16 protein-coding genes are annotated in these 16,296 nt (G+C 67.4%); 8 read left to right on the top strand and 8 right to left on the bottom strand.

The features are described from left to right. The first annotated feature begins 30 nt into the window (after positions 1 to 30). Genes ACTU6V_RS00215 through ACTU6V_RS00205 form a run of 3 tightly spaced genes read left to right on the top strand, consistent with a single transcriptional unit; the run spans position 31 to position 2,646 of the window. Complete coding sequence (locus ACTU6V_RS00215; protein WP_443469563.1) at positions 31 to 792, top strand: SDR family NAD(P)-dependent oxidoreductase; 762 nt, start codon at positions 31 to 33, stop codon at positions 790 to 792. Next, positions 789 to 1,868: an enolase C-terminal domain-like protein gene (locus ACTU6V_RS00210; protein WP_443469562.1), complete on the top strand. Its 1,080-nt coding sequence runs from the start codon at positions 789 to 791 to the stop codon at positions 1,866 to 1,868. Before ACTU6V_RS00215 ends, ACTU6V_RS00210 begins: the two co-directional genes overlap by 4 nt. 1 nt (position 1,869) lies before the next feature. Next, the gene (locus ACTU6V_RS00205) at positions 1,870 to 2,646 is read left to right on the top strand and encodes an SDR family NAD(P)-dependent oxidoreductase (RefSeq protein ID WP_443469561.1); all 777 of its coding nucleotides are present in this window, start codon (positions 1,870 to 1,872) and stop codon (positions 2,644 to 2,646) included. An 83-nt stretch (positions 2,647 to 2,729) separates the two neighbouring features. On the opposite strand, the gene ACTU6V_RS00200 is transcribed toward ACTU6V_RS00205, so the two are convergent. The 3 genes from ACTU6V_RS00200 to ACTU6V_RS00190 form a co-directional block, all read right to left on the bottom strand. Continuing rightward, positions 2,730 to 5,627: a hypothetical protein gene (locus ACTU6V_RS00200; RefSeq protein WP_443474591.1), complete on the bottom strand. Its 2,898-nt coding sequence runs from the start codon at positions 5,625 to 5,627 to the stop codon at positions 2,730 to 2,732. Positions 5,628 to 5,895: 268 nt separating this feature from the next. Beyond that, a complete protein-coding gene (locus ACTU6V_RS00195) occupies positions 5,896 to 6,246 on the bottom strand; it encodes a nuclear transport factor 2 family protein (RefSeq protein ID WP_443469559.1) in 351 nt (116 codons plus the stop codon). After that, positions 6,239 to 6,988 (bottom strand): SDR family NAD(P)-dependent oxidoreductase, encoded by a 750-nt coding sequence (locus ACTU6V_RS00190; protein ID WP_443469558.1) that lies wholly within the window; start codon positions 6,986 to 6,988, stop codon positions 6,239 to 6,241. Before ACTU6V_RS00190 ends, ACTU6V_RS00195 begins: the two co-directional genes overlap by 8 nt. 78 nt (positions 6,989 to 7,066) lie before the next feature. Here ACTU6V_RS00190 and ACTU6V_RS00185 point away from each other — a divergent pair, with 78 nt between their 5' ends. Then, entirely contained in the window at positions 7,067 to 8,044 is a 978-nt protein-coding gene (locus ACTU6V_RS00185; RefSeq protein ID WP_443469557.1) for a C-terminal binding protein, read from the top strand. Between the two features lie 19 nt (positions 8,045 to 8,063). Beyond that, on the top strand, positions 8,064 to 8,921 hold the full coding sequence (locus ACTU6V_RS00180) for a fumarylacetoacetate hydrolase family protein (protein ID WP_443469556.1): 858 nt from the start codon (positions 8,064 to 8,066) through the stop codon (positions 8,919 to 8,921). 122 nt (positions 8,922 to 9,043) lie between these two features. On the opposite strand, the gene ACTU6V_RS00175 is transcribed toward ACTU6V_RS00180, so the two are convergent. Further along, the gene (locus tag ACTU6V_RS00175; RefSeq protein WP_443474590.1) at positions 9,044 to 9,838 is read right to left on the bottom strand and encodes a hypothetical protein; all 795 of its coding nucleotides are present in this window, start codon (positions 9,836 to 9,838) and stop codon (positions 9,044 to 9,046) included. Between the two features lie 106 nt (positions 9,839 to 9,944). Between ACTU6V_RS00175 and gnd the strand changes: the two genes are divergently transcribed. Then, positions 9,945 to 11,000, top strand: a complete 1,056-nt coding sequence (gnd, locus tag ACTU6V_RS00170) for a phosphogluconate dehydrogenase (NAD(+)-dependent, decarboxylating) (RefSeq protein ID WP_443474589.1) — start codon at positions 9,945 to 9,947, stop codon at positions 10,998 to 11,000. A gap of 85 nt (positions 11,001 to 11,085) precedes the next feature. Here gnd and ACTU6V_RS00165 read toward each other — a convergent pair whose 3' ends face one another. The 3 genes from ACTU6V_RS00165 to purL form a co-directional block, all read right to left on the bottom strand. Continuing rightward, complete coding sequence (locus ACTU6V_RS00165; RefSeq protein WP_443469553.1) at positions 11,086 to 11,439, bottom strand: TraR/DksA family transcriptional regulator; 354 nt, start codon at positions 11,437 to 11,439, stop codon at positions 11,086 to 11,088. A gap of 164 nt (positions 11,440 to 11,603) precedes the next feature. Further along, positions 11,604 to 11,753, bottom strand: a complete 150-nt coding sequence (locus ACTU6V_RS00160; protein WP_417512334.1) for a hypothetical protein — start codon at positions 11,751 to 11,753, stop codon at positions 11,604 to 11,606. Between the two features lie 154 nt (positions 11,754 to 11,907). After that, complete coding sequence (gene purL / locus ACTU6V_RS00155) at positions 11,908 to 14,229, bottom strand: phosphoribosylformylglycinamidine synthase subunit PurL (protein WP_443469552.1); 2,322 nt, start codon at positions 14,227 to 14,229, stop codon at positions 11,908 to 11,910. A 99-nt stretch (positions 14,230 to 14,328) separates the two neighbouring features. Between purL and ACTU6V_RS00150 the strand changes: the two genes are divergently transcribed. Then, on the top strand, positions 14,329 to 15,819 hold the full coding sequence (locus tag ACTU6V_RS00150) for an alpha-L-fucosidase (RefSeq protein ID WP_443474588.1): 1,491 nt from the start codon (positions 14,329 to 14,331) through the stop codon (positions 15,817 to 15,819). Positions 15,820 to 15,930: 111 nt separating this feature from the next. After that, positions 15,931 to 16,128, top strand: coding sequence for a hypothetical protein (locus ACTU6V_RS00145; protein ID WP_443474587.1), 198 nt, complete (start codon positions 15,931 to 15,933; stop codon positions 16,126 to 16,128). 21 nt (positions 16,129 to 16,149) lie between these two features. Here the strand turns inward: ACTU6V_RS00145 and ACTU6V_RS00140 are convergent, their stop codons facing one another. Beyond that, positions 16,150 to 16,293, bottom strand: a complete 144-nt coding sequence (locus ACTU6V_RS00140; RefSeq protein ID WP_443474586.1) for a hypothetical protein — start codon at positions 16,291 to 16,293, stop codon at positions 16,150 to 16,152. Positions 16,294 to 16,296: the final 3 nt, after the last annotated feature.

Here is a 16,296-nt window from a genome sequence, read left to right as displayed (position 1 = left end):
AAATTTCGACCCGCCACAACGAGGAGAACCATGACCTCTCAGACCCCCGTCGCCATCGTCACCGGCGGCTCGGCAGGAATCGGCTGGGAGATCGGCCAGCGCCTCGCCGCCGACGGCTACCGAGTCATCGCCGCCGACCGCGTGCCCGGCTTCACCGCTGACGAGAATCCCGCAGGCATCATCTGGCGCGAGCTCGACGTCACCGACCACGAGGGCGTCGATCGCGTGTTCGGCGAGGTCGAAGCCGAATTCGGACCCATCGAGGTGCTGGTGAACAATGCCGGCATCCAGCGTCATCGCGGCCTCGAAGACCTCACCTGGGACGAATGGACCGCCGTCGTTGACGTCAACCTCCACGGCGTCTTCAACTGCCTGCAGGCGGCCGGACGGCGCATGCTCGCACACGGCGACGGACGGATTGTCAACATCTCGTCGATCTCCTCGCGCGGCTCAGCGGGTCGCGCGCCATACGCCACGACGAAGGCCGCCGTCATCGGGCTCACCTCCACGGCCGGCGCCGAGTGGGCCGCTCGCGGCGTCCGCGTCAACGCGGTCGCCCCCGGCTACGTCGACACCGGCGTGTTCCGGCAGGGCGTCGAAGCGGGCACCCTCAGTCTCGACACGATCCTCTCGCGCATCCCCGCGAAGCGGCTGGCGGATGCCGCTGAGATCGCCGCCGCAGTGAGTTTCCTCGTCTCGGACCAGTCGCGCTACATGAACGGCCAGACTCTGTATGTCGATGGGGGCTTCATGATCGATTACGGCGTACCGCTCGCGAAGAGGCCGGAATGATGGCGACGGTCGCGCGGATCGACACCGCCACAGCGGTGCTGCCACTGCCTGCACCGCTGCAGCTGGGCGCGATGACTGTGCATCGTCGTGAGTACACCGCGGTGCGGGTGACGGCCGACGACGGCACGCAGGGTGTCGCGTACTGCCTGTCGCGTGAGGCGCCGATGGCCGAGATCGTCGAACGGCTCGTCGTCGCGCACGCGCTCGGACAGGACGCCGATGACCCGGCGGCGGCGTGGGAGCGGATGCTGCGCGGCAGCGCCATCGTCGGACGCGTCGGACTCGTGCGTCGGGCCATCGGACTGGTCGACATCGCGCTGTGGGATGTCGCGGCCCGCCGGGCCCGGCAGCCGCTGTGGCGACTGATCGGCACCGGGGATGCGCCGCGCGACTCGATGCTCGTCGCCGCGTACCCGACGCCAGGGCGCACGCCGCGCGAGGTCGCGAACGAGGTGATCGGGCAGGCGGACGGCTGGACGAACGTCAAGATCTCTCGCATTCCCGATGCGGCATATATGCGTGAACTCATCGGGATTCTGAACGCCGAGCTGCCATCATCGACCGGCCTCGTCGTCGACGTCGGCTTCGGCTGGCCGAGTGCGGATGCCGCGATCGCCGAGGTCTCGCAATGGGGCGACCCACGTCTGGCCTGGCTCGAAGACCCGCTGCTGCCCGAGGACGCCGCCGGCGTCGCGCGCATCAGGGCCAGGACGGGCCTGCCGGTGTCGGTGGGCGACGAGGTCACCGATCCCGCCGTGCTCAAGGCACTGGCCGAGGTCGGCGGTGTGGACGTGCTGCGCCTGGACGTCGTCGCGATCGGCGGCGTCACCCCCGCCCGGGAGCTGATCCGCTGGGCGGGAACCCGCGGCATGCCGGTCTCGGGGCACGTCTACCCCGAGGTCACCGCGCACCTCGGCATCGGCGTCGAGACCTTCGCGCGCGGCATCAACCCGTACGACCCCGCGCCGTCATTCATCGTCGGTGGTCCGCATTTCGAGGGCCGGGTGCGGCCATCGGATGCCGTCGGGCTCGGGTTCTCGCTGGACCCGACCGTGTTCGATTTCGAGGAGATCTGAGATGAACGCCGAATCGCAGGAGGCACCACGCAGCGTGGTGGTCACCGGCAGCGGGAAGGGCATCGGCCGCGCCATCGCCGAGCGTCTCACCGCCGACGGGTGGATCGTCGTCGGGCTGGAGCGCTCGCCCGGGTCGGGAACGCTTGAGGCGGGCATCGTGGCCGACGTCGTGCTCGGTGACGCGTCCGACCGGCAGACGCACGTCGCGGCGGCGGCGAAGGCGCGGGCGCTCGCGCCGCTGGCCGGCTGGGTCAACAACGCCGGAATCACGAAGCAGACGCCGTTGCACGAGCTCGATGAGGGCCTGGTCCGCGAGATCGTGGGCATCAACGGGTTCGGGTATGTGTGGGGCTGCTCGGTGGCGGTCTCAACCTTTCTCGAGCAGGCCACGCCGGGCTCCATCGTCAATATCGGCTCGATCCACGGCCGCGCCAGTCACCTCGATCACGCCGCATATGAGTTCACCAAGGGCGGCATCGACGCACTGACCCGAAGCGTGGCCGTCAGCTACGGCGCCCAGGGCATCCGCACCAACACCGTCGCACCCGGCGGGGTGCGCACCCCGCACCTCGAAGCGCAGATCGCCTCCTCGCCCGACCCAGTCGCGGCGGAGCGCGCCCTCGCCGAGGGGCCGCCGATGGGGCGCATCGCACGGGCGGAGGAGGTCGCCGCAGTCGCGGCGTTCCTGCTGTCGGACGAGGCGCCGTACCTCACGGGGCAGTCCATCGCCGTGGACGGCGCCTGGACGGCATCCTTCGGTGACATCGCTCGTCGCTGAATCACATGGTCGCGTCGCCTGACGCGTCTGAGACCCGTGCGCGGCAGTCCGCAGCACGGGTCTCAGATCCATGAACCGAGGCGTCAGGCCTTGCGGCGTCGCATCAGCCACGCGCCCATCAGGATGACAGCCAGTGCCCCGGCGCCGACGGTGACCCACAGTGCGCCTTCGGCGCCGGTGGTCGCAAGTCCGCCGGTCTGCTCGCCACCATCGGACGGCGGGACAGGGGGCGAGTCTGTGGTCACTGTCACCTGCACCGCGACCTGAGCGAGATCCGTGCCGCCCGCGTCGGTCGCGACGATGGTGTGCTCGCCCGCCGCCGTGCCAACGGGGATCGTCAGATTCAGCGTCGCAGAGCCATCGGCCGTGATCGTCGCCTCCTCAAGAAGCACCGGTTCTGACCTCAGCCACAGAGTTACCGGTGCATTCGCCGCGAAGCCGTCCAGCCGGGCTTCCAGTGCGTCACCGGCGCGTACCTCTTGATGGGTGAGGGTGATGCGAGGCGCGGGTGTCGCAGGTTCGACCCGCAGCACCGCTTCTGCGCGAACTGCACCGTTGGCGTCCTTCACCCTGACGGTGTGGGGACCCGCTGCCGTATCAGCCGGGATCTGCGCCGTGACAGTGCGCGTTCCGTCGGCGTCCGTCTCGGCGGTGCCGATCTGCGACTTGCCGAGCCATAGGGTGACGGTTTCGTGCGGGTCGAAACCGCGCAAGATGGCATCGACACTCGTGCCGGCGACCACTGAATCGGAACGGAACGCCAGCGACGGCGAGGGGGCGGACGCACTGATGCTCAGCGGAATCACCCGCAGGCTCCCGGCATCGGAGCTTCCGAACAGGTAGATGCCGTCCTGCGCGCCCTGTCCCGGCGTGCGCAACGATGGAGCGAGCGGAGCGATGATGAATCGCGCGATCTCCTCGTCCGTCGTGGTCACTGCGAGGTGCTCCATGGTCTGCGGATCGACGATCGTCAGCTGCGAAGCCACGTTGATCAGAAGCTTGCCGTCGTGCCAGGCGAAGCTCATCGGACGCCACATTCCATAGCGGGTGACATCCGGTGCGATGTTCTTCGACTTCTCGGGGATGATTTGCATGGTCTCGGGGTCAAGTGCGAACACCCAGCCGTCGGTCGTTCCCCAGAGGTTACCGTCCGGGCCGAACGAGAGCGCACTGATGTGCTTGGGCTTCTGACCGGTCGGCAGAATCAACGGGTACTCGCCCGTCTTCTCACCGCCGGCGATGTCGTAGGTGAACAGCTTTGCTTCGTCGGCTACCGGGTCTGAGCCCAGACCGCCGACGATCGTCGTGGAACCGTACACGACCCCGTCGCGAACGGCGAGGCCGATGATGCTCTGGTTCTCGACGATGTCCGTCTCGACCTTCGTCTCACCGCTGGCGATGTCGTGAATCGTCAGCGCCCCTTGGTGCATGCCGTACCCGGGGATCGATCCGATCACGAGCTTTCCGTCGTCCTCGACCATGTAGTACGGTCGGTCCTGTCCTTCGCCGATGGTGAAGACTCGCGATGACGAGGGTCGGCCATCGCCGCCTCGCACCACACGGTCGATGTGACCGCCGGGATACAGCCCGAAGTAGGTCGCGTCGCCTACCGTGAGCATCGACTCGGCCTGCTCGGCGGGGAAATTCGTGAACTCACCGGTGCTTGTGTCGTATACGGCTCCGGTGCCTGCCGGGTAGGTGACCATGTAGATGCCACCGTCCGGGTTGAGGCCCATGGAGTGAAGCGGCGTTCCAGTGTTGGTCTGAACGACGTTCGGCAGAGTGATCTGCCGCTTGCCTGCGATGTCGAGTGCACGCAGCGGACCCTGGCGTGACGCCGTGACCAGCCATTCGCCAGGGTGACCCGCGGCGGTGAGGTCGACCCACCCCTGTCCACGCATGCCGAGTCCGAAGGGGATCTCCACGTCGGAGAACGTCGGCTCGTCACCGCTGAGGTCGACCTCGGCGATAGTGCCATTGTGGGTCAGATAGATCTTTCCGTCCTTCGGGGCGAGCTGGGTGAAGCCGGGATTGCCGTTCTGGGTCGGCGTTCCGGCGAGGGACGACTTGTTCAGCGTCGTCGTGCTCCACTGTGAAGTCTCGAGGTTGTAGAACGCGGTTGCCGCGAGGCCATCCGAGAAGTTGACCGCCAGCCAGTCGCCGACCTTCTCCATGTCGTATGCCCACGGCAGCGCCGCGACACCGAAGATCTCGAGCAGCGGATCCGAGATGCGTTCACGATCCCCGGGGTCCGCCACGTTGATCTTCACGACTGCGCCCGAGGCGCCGGTTCCGGCATAGATGTATCCGTCGTGATACTCGATCGAACGAACGTACTCCTCGCCCTCGACCTGCCCCCACCCTGTGAAGTCACCCGTCTCGGCGTCGTACATGACCACTTCGCCGGACTTGTACGTGCCGATGTACGCGTTGGAATGATCATCGACGACGAGTGACCAGTTCGAACTCGCGCCGGGTACGACACCGGCGAGCGAAGCCTCGTTGGTCACGGGATCGTAGATCCACAGCTCACCGCGCTGCGCGCCGGATTCGCTCTTGCCGATCGCGGCGACGTAGACCTTTCCATTCGGTGCGATCTCAAGCTTCCACACCTGAATCACGCTCGGCATGGGTGCTGATTTCAGAAAGGTGTTGGATTCGATGTCGATCACGTTCAGCAGTGAACCGTCAGATGAGGTTGCCGTGTACCCGACGGCACGACCATCGAGCTCACCGAAGGCCATGTCGATGATGCTCGGCACCTGGACCGGGATGCCCACGGGCTGCTCATCGCCGATGACCAGTCCATCGAAGTTGACCGAGGCTGTCGCATCGGGTGCGGAACGCGGGGCCGCCGCGGAGGACGAAGTCGTCGCTCCGACAGCTCCGGCAGGAGCGGCGACGGCCAACGTGGCCGTGACCACGGCCGTCGCGATCACCGCCAGCGATCTCCGAAGGGTGTGTTGGCGTGTGGGACGCACGGGAACTCCTGCCTGACGCGGGGCGTCGTCGGGTCCGCTTGTGTCCGTGCGGCGCGATATAGGTGCGGCGCTGCACCTGGATACAAACGAAACTAAGGTTTCATAAATACCGACCGTAGCGCTTAAGCGCTCTTAGCGGAATAGCCAAAGGCGATGGGTTAATTATCGAACCGGTGCACACACTTCCCCGCGCTTATGCACAACACCGCAGGAATCCGGGCTGAGAGTGTGAAGATGCGCAGAAGTGCGGGGCTGCGCCACCCCCTGGTCAGGCCTTGAGCATCGAGGCGCGGGAGATCAGTCCGTCGACGACGTCGAAGGTGGCGATCGTCTCGGTCGCAATGCCCGCGTTGATGACCCGCTCCTGCGCGACCACCCAGCGGGCGCCGAACAGCACGCTGTTGTCGATCGCGCATGACAGCTCGGGGTTCTGCAGACGCGGCTCGTAGAACGCGCGGATGGCTGCGGTGCCGATTATGGGCTCCGATGCGACTCCCGTGATCACGGCATCGGGTGCATAGGTCGCGACGAAGGCGTCGAGGTCGTGCGCATTGAAGGCGTCGAGCTGCGCCTGGACCGTGTTCAGCGCGCTGCGCGTGTTCGCGGTGATGTCAGTCAATGCGAACGCCTCCGTTGACGTCGTAGGTCGCCCCGGTGATGAACCGGGCGCGGTCGGATGCCAGTGCTGCGATGATCCACGCGACATCGGCCGGCTGGCCGAACTCGCCCAGCGGGATGCCCGCCTCGAGCTTCGCCCGCCCCTCGGCGGAGAGCTCGCTCGTGATCGCGCTGGCAACAGGTCCGGGCGTCACGGCGTTCACGCGGATGCCCTCGGATGCCAGATGGCGGGCGAAACTGCGCGTGATCGCGAGGATGGCGCCCTTGCTGGCGGCGTAGTGCATGCCGGTCTGCAGGGCCCCGACCTGACCGGCGATCGACGAGATGTTCACGACCGAGCGGTCGCCGTCGGCGGCGCGCAGCAGCGGCAGTGCGGCACGCGTGAGGAGGAAGGTGCCTCGGGCGTTTGTCTCGAGAACGAAGTCCCACTCGTCGATGTCGATGTCGTCGTAGCCGGTGTAGGGGCCGACGCCGCCGTTGTTGACGAGTACGTGCAGCGTGTCCCATTCCGCAGTGATGTCGGCGATGAGCGCGGCGATCGAATCAGGGTCGCGCAGATCGAGGCGCGAGACGTGCACCTCGGAGGCTCCGGCGGCGAGGCACTCCTCGGCGACCTGGGCGGCTGCGGCCTCGCGGCCGGTGTACGTGATCCAGAGCGCGGCGCCGGAGCGCGCGAGTTCGAGGGCGGCGGCCGTTCCGATGCCGGAACTGGCGCCGGTGATGAGGGCGCGGCGAGCAGTCATACTCAAGACGCTATAGCAAAACAGGCAGATCGGAAACCACTGGCATCTGATCTGCTAGATGCTATAGCATTTGTTCTCATGGCCTCTCCACACATCCTCATCACCGATTGCGACCTGCCCGGCGACGCCGCCGAGCAGACCCTGCGGACGGCGGGCATCAGCGCCGAGCGCGCGTCTGAGACCTCCTTCGACACCCTTGCCGCGCTCGGAGCCGAGGCCGAAGGACTCATCGTGCAGTGGCATCGCATCGACGGTGACCTGATGGATCAGATGCCGAACCTGAAGATGATCAGCAGGCTCGGCATCGGCTACGACATGGTCGACGTCGCGGCCGCCACCGAGCGGGGCATCGCCGTCGCCAACACCCCCAGCTACTGCATCGAGGAGGTCGCCGCGCACACGATCGCCATGATCATGACCCAGGCCCGCGGCCTGCCCGCCTACGACGCCGCGCTACGCGCGGGTGAGTGGAAGCCCGTCGCGGCCCGGCCGATGGCCGTGCGGCCGTCCCGCACCACGGTGTCGGTCCTCGGTTTCGGACGGATCGGCTCGCTGGTCGCGCGCGGATGTCGTGCGCTCGGCTTCCGCGTGCTCGTCGCCGACCCGTACGCCCCCGCTGAGGCGATCACTGCCGCCGACTGCGAGCCCGCCACCATCGATGAGGCGAGCTCCGGTGCCGACATCCTGACGCTGCATGTGCCGCTCACCGACGCCACCCGTCACCTGATCGACGAGGCCACGATCCAGACCATGAAGCCGGGAGCGGTGATCGTGAACACCTGCCGCGGTCCGCTCATCGACGAGACTGCTCTCGTCGCCGCGCTGCACAACGGCCGCATCGGGGCTGCCGCGCTGGACGTCTACGAGGCCGAACCGCTCGCATCGGATGCCGCGCTGCGCGACGCCCCGAACGTGCTGCTCACACCGCATGCGGCGTGGTACTCGCCCGAGGCGCTCGAGGACCTTCCTGTGCACGCCGCCGAGAACCTCATCCGTTTCCTCGCCGGCGAGCACGTCGACGCGATCGTCAACCCGGCCTACGCCGACGCGCGCTGACGCGCGGGAAGGAGCAGACATGGAACTCATGCGTCTTGGAGAAGCCGGCCGCGAGCATCCCTTCGTGCGGGACGACGAGGGGATCGTCCGCGACCTCGCGCCGCTGACCGCCGACGTCGACGGCGCGTTCCTCGCTGTCGACGGCATCGCGCGCGTGCGTCGGGCACTAGCAGCCGGTGAGCTGCGTGAAGCCGACACCGACGGCCTGCGCATCGGGGCGCCGATCGCCCGGCCGACTGCGGTCATCTGCATCGGACAGAACTACGCCGCGCACGCGGCGGAGTCCGGGTCGGCCCCGCCCGAGCATCCGGTCGTGTTCTTCAAGCATCCGAACACCGTCGTCGGGCCGAACGACGTCGTGCTGCTACCGCCTGGAGCCGACAAAGTCGACTGGGAGGTCGAGCTCGCCGTCGTGATCGGCAAGACCGCCCGCTACCTGCCCTCGCCGGAGGCTGCCCGCGAGGTGATCGCCGGATACACGATCTCGAACGATGTGTCGGAGCGCGCGTACCAGCTCGACATCTCGGGCGGGCAGTGGTCGAAAGGCAAGTGCTCCGAGACGTTCAACCCGCTCGGCCCGGTGCTGGTGCCGGCCGATGAGATCGACCCGCAGGCGCTCCGGCTGCGCTCGTTCGTGAACGGCTCGCCGCGGCAGGATTCGATGACGGCCGATATGATCTTCTCGGTGCTGCAGATCGTGCACGAGCTCAGCCAGTACATGGTGCTCGAACCCGGCGACGTGATCAACACCGGCACACCACAGGGTGTCGCGCTGTCCGGGCGGTTCCCGTACCTGCAGCACGGCGACGAGATGGTGATCGAGATCGACGGGCTCGGCCTTCAGCGTCAGCGCACCGAGCGGGTCAGTCTGCCCTGAACAGCGCCACTTCTGCGCCGCTCACCCGCCGAACGGCAGCGCCGGCTGGCCGCCGTCACCGTCCGCGGCCCACTCCGACCCTTCGGCGTGGTACGCGATCGTTCAGGTAACGTTCGACGCGATCATGCGCCGTCATCCGGACGCTTCAGACGCATCGGTTCCGGCGCAGGCTCGCGCACCGGCCCGGGCGAGGCGGGAGCGGATGCCGCCGGCAGCGCACCGGCGACCTGCTTCTCGAGCACTTCGACAGCCTGGTCGCTGAGCACGATGAGCCCGTCAAGTTCTTCGCGCACGCGCTTGTAAGCGATGTTGCGTTCTGCCTGCGTGGCGGATTCGTCGACGGCGACCTTCAACAGCGTCTGTGCGCGGTCGAGCTTCTTGCGCTCGGCCTCGCTGAAGGTCGAGGTGCGCAGGCGCTTAGCTTCTCTCTCGGCGACGTCGAATGCGACGGCGGCGTTGCCGACGGCATCCAGATATTCAGTGACTTGCTGTTCGCTGACCTTGGCGTTCGCGGAGCGGGGACGCAGGGTGTCCGCCGTCTTCTTCGCTCGCAGGAATGCGGCGGTCAGCGGCTGGCGACCATCGCTCATCGCGGGGTAGGCGATGAGCTTCGCGACGTCGAGCTCGTAGTCGAGCCAGCGGGCGGTGAGTTCGTCATGCTCGGCGAACAGACGCTCGAGCAGCTCGTTCGAGGAGAGCTGGGAGTCGGGCACGGCATCTTTCGGCGCCGGCAGCACCTGCCCGCGCGCAGCGAGCTGCGCGGTCTTCAGCTCGCCCTTGAGGCGCAGCGTCTCGAGACGGCGCTCGTGGCGGCGCTTCGCGCCCTGCTCCCACGCCTTCGCAGCTCCGCCGGCCATCCCCATGATGGGGAAGATCAACCACCAGAAGCTGCCCGCCCACTGCCAGAACTCTTGCATGATGCGTTCAGCCTACTGCGGGGGCGCAAGTGGCTGGCGTGTCAGACGATGCCGTGCCAGGATGACCACGACTCGGCTCGAAGAGCCCCGAGAGTGAGGAGCAGACATGCAGCTGGCGATGATCGGACTCGGCAGGATGGGCGCGAACATCGTTCGCCGTCTGATGAAGGATGGCCACGAGTGCGTCGTCTACGACGTGAACCCGGATGCTGTCGCGGCTCTCGTCGCGGAGGGCGCAACCGGCGCCGACAGCATGGGAGATCTCGCGGCGAAGCTGGCACCGACCCGCGTCGTGTGGATGATGGTGCCCGCGTCTCTCACGGGCAGCGTCGCGGAAGAGGTTGCGGCGGTACTCGAAAAGGGCGACATCCTCATCGACGGCGGCAACTCGAACTATCGCGACGATGTGCGCCGCGCGAAGGCGCTGCGCGAGAAGGGCATCGAGTACGTCGACATCGGCACGAGCGGTGGTGTCTTCGGGCTCGAGCGTGGGTACTGCCTCATGGTCGGCGGCCCGGACCGCGCTTTTGCGCACATCAAGCCGATCCTGAAGACGATCTCCCCCGGGCCTGGAGAGATCGAGCGCACACCCGGCCGCACCGGAGAACTCGCATCTGAGGAGCAGGGGTACCTGCACTGCGGCCCGGCCGGCTCAGGTCACTTCGTGAAGATGGTGCACAACGGCATCGAGTACGGCATCATGGCCTCGATCGCCGAGGGGCTCAACCTGCTGCAGAATGCGGATGCCGGAATCCGCGAAGCGGAGCACTCCGCGGAGATCGCACCTCTAGAAGAGCCGGAGTTCTACCAGTTCCCGATCGAGACCGACAGGGTGGCAGAGCTCTGGCGTCGAGGCTCGGTGATCTCTTCCTGGCTGCTGGATCTCACCGCTGCCGCGCTGACCGAGAACCCCACGCTCGACGGGCTCGCCGGTCGCGTCTCAGACTCGGGTGAGGGCCGATGGACGGTCAAGGCGGCCGTCGACGTCGGCGTCCCCGTCCCCGTGCTCTCGGCGGCGCTGTTCGAGCGCTTTGCCTCGCGCGGCGAGGATCGGTTCGCCAACCAGGTGCTCTCGGCGATGCGCTTGCAGTTCGGCGGACACCAGGAGCTCCCGGCGGGCGACGTGCTCGAGGCGGGTGGGCGCAAGTCCGACGCCGGGTGAGTGTCGGCGACGCGCCGTCGCTGTTCGAGCGCTTTGCACCGCAGCAGCACGTGGGCGTGTGAACGTCTGAGAGGCGGGGACGCGTTCAGCGCCCCAACTTCTCGGCGCATGGCACGCAAAGTTCGGCGAACGGGCGCACGCGCAGGCGCGCGATCGGGATGCGGCGACCGCAGTTCGCGCAGACGCCGTAGGTTGCAGCATCCATCCTGGCGAGCGCCGCGTCGACCTGGTCGAGTTCTGCGCGGGCCCCGTCGAGGAGTCCGCTCAGGCGCGACCATTCTGCCGAGAGCGGCACGCCCTCGGGGTCATGCTCGTCGTCGTCGCTCTGGCTACTGCGGTCGTGGGTGAGCTGGGTGAGCGTGGCATCGAGCGCCGCCGTGCGGTCGCTCGCCTCACGGCGCAACACCTCGAGCAGTGTTCGCAGTTCGTCGTCACTCATGCCCATACCTTAGGCCCGTGCACGCGCCGGAGTGTTCCGCACTCCCCGACACGACACGACACGACACGACCCGACACACCCGTCAGTCCAGATCACACCCGTCAGTCGAAACAGGCCCATCCGGCCCGGCGAGTGTCGAGGCGGCTGACAAGTGTCAGAACAACCTAGCCGAACAGCAGCGACAGCACGGTCGAGCCGCCGCCGATGAGGATCAGCGAGATGATCGTGGCCCACGCGATCACGCGCATGCGCCGGGTGCGGCGCTCGCCGAGGCGTCCGTAGTCGTCGTCGATGTTGTCGACCTCGTCGCTCACTTGCTGCTCCTGCTCTGGTTGCTTGATGCTCGCGCTGCTGATTCCTGGTTCGCGCTGCTCAATCCTGTTGGCGCTGCTGAAACTTCAGCCGCGCCAACAGGATTTGACAGCGCGACCGCCCGTGCCGCGGTGGCAGCCAGCGCGACGACAGCCATCAGACGGCGGGCTCCGCCACGGTCGGGCCGAAGGCCGCCGGCAGAGTCGCCTGAGACGTCTCACGCAGCTCGGCAGCGCTGACCGTGAACAGTCCCGTCACCTCGAGGTCGGCGACCGTGTCGGTGACGCCGATGCGCAGTACCGGGTAGTCGCGTCCCTCGCACAGTCCGCGGAACTTCACGTCGTCCTCGCGCGGCACCGTCACGATGACGCGGCCGGTCGATTCCGAGAAGAGAGCGGATGCTGCATCCACCCCGTCGCGCTCCATGAGCTCAGTCAGCCACACGCGGGCGCCGATGCCGAAGCGCATGACGCCCTCGGCGAGTGCCTGGGCGAGGCCACCCTCTGACACGTCGTGCGCGGAGGAGATCAGCCACTCGTCGCGGGCTGCGCCGATGAGGCCGGCGAGGCGCTTCTCGCCCGCGAGGTCCACCTTCGGGGGAAGACCGCCGAGGTGCTGGTGCACGGTCTCGGCCCACGCCGAACCCGAGAGCTCGGTCGAGGTCGTGCCGAGCAGGTAGATGTTCTGGCCCTCGTCCTGCCAGCCAGAGGGGATGCGACGTGAGACGTCGTCGATGATGCCCAGCACGCCGACGAGCGGGGTCGGGTGGATCGGGGTGTCACCGGTCTGGTTGTAGAACGAGACGTTGCCGCCGGTGACCGGGGTGCCCAGTTCGTAGCATCCGTCTGCCAGACCGTCGACGACCTTCCCGAACTGCCACATGACCTCGGGGTTCTCGGGGGATCCGAAGTTCAGGCAGTCGGTGATCGCGGTCGGGGTCGCCCCGGTGACGGCGACGTTGCGGTACGCCTCGGCGAGGGCCAGCTGCGCACCCGCGTAGGGGTCGAGCTGGCAGTAGCGGCCGTTGGCGTCGGTCGAGATCGCGAATCCCAGGCCGGATTCCTCGTCGACGCGGATCATGCCCGCGTCATCGGGGAAGGCCAGCGCGGTGTTTCCGCCGACGTAGTAGTCGTACTGGTTGGTGATCCAGCGGGTGTCCGCGAGGTTCGGCGAGCCGACCAGCGCGAGGAACTGCTCGCGCAGCACCTCGGCGTCGTCGGTGCGAGGCAGTAGCTCCGCAGCATCCGCCTGCAGTGCGTCGATCCACGTCGGGTAGGCGACAGGGCGGTCGTAGACCGGGCCGTCGACCGCGACGGTCGAGGGGTCGACGTCGACGATGCGCTCGCCCTGCCAGTCGATGACGAGGCGGCCGTCTCCGGTGACCTCGCCGAGCACGCTCGTCTCGACGTCCCACTTGTTCACGACCTCGAGGAACGCCTCCAACTTCGAAGGAGCCACGATCGCCATCATGCGCTCCTGCGACTCCGACATGAGGATCTCTTCGGCGGTCAGCGAGGGATCGCGCAGCAGCACGTTATCGAGCGAGACATGCATGCCGCTGTTGCCGTTGGCGGCGAGCTCGCTGGTCGCGCACGAGATTCCGGCGGCACCGAGGTCCTGGATCGCCTCGACGAGTTCGCCCTTGTAGAGCTCGAGGCAGCACTCGATGAGCACCTTCTCGGCGAAGGGATCGCCGACCTGCACGGCGGGGCGCTTGGTCGGGCCGCCGTCGTCGAAGGAATCGGATGCCAGGATGCTGGCTCCGCCGATGCCGTCGCCGCCGGTGCGTGCCCCGAAGAGCACGACCTTGTTGCCGACACCCTCAGCGTTCGCGAGCTTGAGGTCTTCGTGGCGGAGGACGCCCACGGCCAGTGCGTTCACGAGCGGGTTGGCCTGGTAAACCGAGTCGAACACGGTCTCGCCGCCGATGTTCGGCAGCCCCAGACAGTTGCCGTAGAACGAGATGCCGCTGGTGACGCCGTGCACGACGCGGGCGGTATCGGGGTGGTCGATCGCGCCGAAGCGGAGGGCATCCATCACCGCGACCGGGCGTGCGCCCATCGAGATGATGTCGCGGACGATGCCGCCGACGCCGGTCGCCGCGCCCTGGAACGGTTCGATGAACGACGGGTGGTTGTGCGACTCGGCCTTGAAGGTGACGGCCCAGCCCTCGCCGACGTCGACGACCCCCGCGTTCTGGCCCATGCCGACCATGAGGCGTTCCTTCATCTCGTCGCTGACCTTCGCGCCGAAGCGCTTCAGGTAGTTCTTCGATGACTTGTAAGAGCAGTGTTCTGACCACATCACCGAGTACATGGCCAGCTCACCCGACGTGGGGCGACGGCCGAGGATCTCGCGGATGCGGGCGTACTCGTCATCCTTCAGCCCGAGGGCGCCGTAGGGCTGCTCCTTCTCGGGCGTCGCCTCGGCATTCGAGACGGAGTCAGGGACATGAACTGATGCTGTGGGCGTGGTCACGCGGACTCCTGGAGACGGGGGAGGCGGGCGGTCCCAGTCTATCCGCCGCGGAACCAATAGAATCTGCGTGAATCTGACCTTCGACAGAACCGGTGAATCATGGCGCGCGCGGCAGACGTAAAGTCTTCGGATCAGACACCGGATGAGGCGTGGGATACGCTCAGCGGGCGCGAAGTCCCCGACTGGTTCCACGATGCGAAGCTCGGCATCTTCTTGCACTGGGGTCTGTACTCCGTTCCGGCGTGGGCGCCGCGAGTCGAGCACATCAACGCGATCATCGCGAAGTCGGGGGTGCGCGGCCTCTACGGGGCGAACCCGTACTCGGAGTGGTATCGCAACAGCTACCGCGTGCCGGGCAGCCCATCGGCGCAGCACCATCTCGCGACCTACGGCGACCGTGACTACTACGAGTTCGCAGGTGACTTCGATCGCGCAGCATCCGCTGCTGACACGGATCGTCTCGCCGCGCTCCTGCGCGACGCGGGCGCCGAATACGTGGTGCTCACCTCGAAGCACCATGACGGCTTCACGCTGTGGCCGAGCCAGGTCGAGCACCCACGCGGCACGCAGCGGTACGCCGATCGTGATCTGGTCGGCGATCTCACCGAGTCGGTGCGCGGGGCCGGGATGCGGATGGGGCTGTACTACTCGGGTGGCTACGACTGGTCGGTGCACGATGTCATCATGAAGCGCAATGCCGACGCGATGCTCGCGCTGCCCGCGGAGGCCGCTTATGAGCAGTACGCGACGGCACACGTGCGCGAGCTGATCGAGCGCTACCGGCCGAGCGTGCTGTGGAACGACATCGGCTGGCCGGGCGGCGGCGACCTGCCGGCGCTGTTCCGCGCATACTACGAGCAGGTTCCCGATGGTGTGATCAACGACCGGTGGGCAGAGGGCCCGGCACAGCGAGGCCGCTTCGCGGCGTTCGTCACGAAGCTGGTCGGCGCAGCCACGGAGATTTTCTGGCCGCTCATGCCCCCAGCGTTCAAGCAGGTCGGTTTTCCGGCTGCCCGGCACTCAGACTTCACAACGCCCGAGTACCGCACCTTCGATGAGGTGCAGGCCGAGAAGTGGGAGCAGACGCGTGGGGTCGGGCACTCGTTTGCGCTGAACCGCAACGAGCGCGCGGAGGACATGATCGATGTCGCAGACCTCGTGCGCGGGTTCGTCGACGTCGTGAGCAAGAACGGCAACCTTCTGCTCGGCGTCGGACCCGATGCCGACGGCACGATCCCGGTCGAGCAGCAGCGGGTGCTGGATGCGCTGGGGGCGTGGATGGCCGTCAACGGCACGGCGATCAAGGGCACGCGCCCCTGGCGGATCGCCGAGGGGCGCACCGATCGCGGTACCTCACTGCGGTTCACTCGGTCGAACGCCGTGCTGCACGCGTTCCTGATGGATCAGACGCCCCCCGCCGGTCGGCACGTGATCGAGCAGATCGCCGTATCGGATGAGCGCGTTGCCGTCGAGCTGCTCGGGGTCGGGCCTGTGGCGCACAGCGTGGTCGACGGCAAGCTCGCCGTCGAGGTTCCCGATGCGCTTGCGGATGCTCCGGTGCACACTCTGCGCATCACCGGGGTGCGCTGAGGGGCGCACCGAGCGCCCGGGTTCTGAGACTCAGAGTCACGGACGGACACGTGAGGTGTGCGCGAGCGCGCTGAATCGTAGTGTGGTCTCACCCCGCGTTAAGGAGTTCCCGTGACCGAGATCCAGACCACGACGTCAGGCAGTCTGCCGCGCACGCAGGCGCTGCTCGATGCCAATGCTTCGCGCTCGCTCGCGGAGGACGGCTTCACGCTGGAGTCCACCCCGCAGTTCGAGGCGCTGATCGGTGAAGCCGTCGCCAAGGTCGTCGAGCGGCAACGTCGTGCTGACGAGCTTCCTCGATCGGCGTGACCGCCGAGCGTTCGCCGACGCCTACGCCGACCCGGTAGCGGGGATCGGCACCGGCCGCACCGCGACGGCCTTCCCCACCACGACCGGGCCGATCGCGTACCGCGGGCAGGACGCCGTCGCCGCAGACATCGCGCCTCCGGTGGCCTTGCGAGGCGTTTTTTCCATCCC

The sequence above is a fragment of the Microbacterium zouquanmingi genome (assembly GCF_052266675.1).
Taxonomy (GTDB): Bacteria; Actinomycetota; Actinomycetes; order Actinomycetales; family Microbacteriaceae; genus Microbacterium.
The sequence above is the reverse complement of the archived record's forward strand: the minus strand, read 5'-3'. Positions and strand labels throughout refer to the sequence as shown.

Bases quoted from the DNA above. Each gene is read 5' to 3' on its own strand.
- ACTU6V_RS00165 (WP_443469553.1), bottom strand. From the start codon at position 11,439: ATGAGTGACGACGAACTGCGAACACTGCTCGAGGTGTTGCGCCGTGAG.
- gnd (WP_443474589.1), top strand. From the start codon at position 9,945: ATGCAGCTGGCGATGATCGGACTCGGCAGGATGGGCGCGAACATCGTT.
- ACTU6V_RS00140 (WP_443474586.1), bottom strand. From the start codon at position 16,293: ATGGAAAAAACGCCTCGCAAGGCCACCGGAGGCGCGATGTCTGCGGCG.
- ACTU6V_RS00190 (WP_443469558.1), bottom strand. From the start codon at position 6,988: ATGACTGCTCGCCGCGCCCTCATCACCGGCGCCAGTTCCGGCATCGGA.
- ACTU6V_RS00180 (WP_443469556.1), top strand. From the start codon at position 8,064: ATGGAACTCATGCGTCTTGGAGAAGCCGGCCGCGAGCATCCCTTCGTG.
- ACTU6V_RS00205 (WP_443469561.1), top strand. From the start codon at position 1,870: ATGAACGCCGAATCGCAGGAGGCACCACGCAGCGTGGTGGTCACCGGC.
- ACTU6V_RS00150 (WP_443474588.1), top strand. From the start codon at position 14,329: ATGGCGCGCGCGGCAGACGTAAAGTCTTCGGATCAGACACCGGATGAG.
- ACTU6V_RS00185 (WP_443469557.1), top strand. From the start codon at position 7,067: ATGGCCTCTCCACACATCCTCATCACCGATTGCGACCTGCCCGGCGAC.
- ACTU6V_RS00215 (WP_443469563.1), top strand. From the start codon at position 31: ATGACCTCTCAGACCCCCGTCGCCATCGTCACCGGCGGCTCGGCAGGA.
- ACTU6V_RS00175 (WP_443474590.1), bottom strand. From the start codon at position 9,838: ATGCAAGAGTTCTGGCAGTGGGCGGGCAGCTTCTGGTGGTTGATCTTC.
- ACTU6V_RS00210 (WP_443469562.1), top strand. From the start codon at position 789: ATGATGGCGACGGTCGCGCGGATCGACACCGCCACAGCGGTGCTGCCA.